At 65.6% G+C, this 1,276-nt stretch carries 2 protein-coding genes and 1 pseudogene; all 3 read left to right on the top strand.

The genetic code is table 11. The annotated features are described in order from the left end of the window. Window positions 1-397 (top strand): penicillin-binding transpeptidase domain-containing protein (locus RA25_RS22010; protein WP_275041684.1); only part of this gene is annotated, 397 nt, incomplete at its 5' end. 17 nt (window positions 398-414) lie between these two features. Then, window positions 415-941 (top strand): annotated as a pseudogene (locus RA25_RS23380) (Mur ligase domain-containing protein); the annotation flags it as partial. A 2-nt stretch (window positions 942-943) separates the two neighbouring features. Beyond that, window positions 944-1,276: Mur ligase family protein (locus RA25_RS23375; protein WP_241477465.1), on the top strand; the 333-nt coding region annotated here is incomplete at both ends.

Here is a 1,276-nt window from a genome sequence, read left to right as displayed (position 1 = left end):
GGGCCAGCGGGTGATGAGCGAGGCATCTGCCAGGGCCGCGCGCAAGATGTTGCGCAAGGTGGTCAGCGAAGGCACCGCCTCTTTTGCTGAAGTTGAAGGCTATCAGGTCGGCGGCAAGACCGGCACCGCCGACAAGCCCAAGCCCCGCGGCGGCTATTATGATGACAAGGTGATCGCTACTTTTGCCTCTATTTTCCCGGCACATGACCCGAAATACGTGCTGATCGTAACGCTGGACGAACCCTCGATTATTGCCCATGGCGAAGAGCGCCGCACCGCCGGCTGGACCGCCACCCCGGTGGCGGCTGAGATGATCGGCCGCGTCGCGCCGCTCCTGGGGCTGCGTCCGCAAGTTGAACCCGCAGAGGTGACTGGTATAACCCTCACCTCGAACTGACACAGGTGAGGGCCGCCATGAGCAGCAGCAGACCAGACCAGCCCCTGAGCCAATTGGGGCTCACTGCCCGCGGCGGCGCTGACCCGCAGATTTCCGGACTGGCAGTGGACAGCCGCGAGGTGCGCGAAGGGTTCCTGTTTGCCGCCCTTCCGGGCAGCCAGGTGCATGGCGCCAAGTTCATTCCCGGCGCATTGGATAAGGGGGCAACCGCCATCCTGACCGATGCCGCAGGGGCAGAAATCGCCGCCAAAGTGCTGGACGAAAGCCATGCCGCTTTGGTGGTGGTCGAGGATCCGCGCCAGACCCTGGCCTATGCCGCCGCCTTGTGGTTCGGCGGCCAGCCGCAAACCGTGGTCGCGGTGACCGGCACCAACGGCAAAACCTCCGTGGCGACATTCGTGCGCCAGATCTGGTCCGAGCTGGGCCATGAGGCTGTCAACATGGGCACCACCGGCATCGAAGGTGCCTGGAGCTACCCGCTGGCCCATACCACGCCGGAACCCATCACCCTGCACCGCGCGCTGGCCGCCGCGGCAGAGGCAGGNNTGCAGCTGGCGGCTGCCGGCTTCACCAATTTCACCCAGGACCATCTGGATTATCACGAGACATTCGATGCCTATTTCGCCGCCAAGGCGGGCCTGTTCCGCCGGGTGCTGCCGGATGAGGGCGTGGCGGTCATCAACATGAACGATCCCCGCGGCGCCGAGATGCGCGCGGTTGCCGCCGCCCGCGGGCAGGAGGTGATTTCCGTGGGCCGCGGCCTGGGCGATCTGAACCTGATGGGCCTGCGCTATGACGGCACCGGCCAGGACGTGCGCTTCTCCTGGCATGACAAACCCTACCAGGTGCGGCTGAACCTCATCGGCGGTTTCCAGGCGG

Origin of the sequence: Leisingera sp. ANG-S5, from assembly GCF_000813925.1 — a bacterium.
GTDB lineage: Bacteria > Pseudomonadota > Alphaproteobacteria > Rhodobacterales > Rhodobacteraceae > Leisingera.
This window is presented reverse-complemented; position numbering and strand designations above follow the sequence as displayed.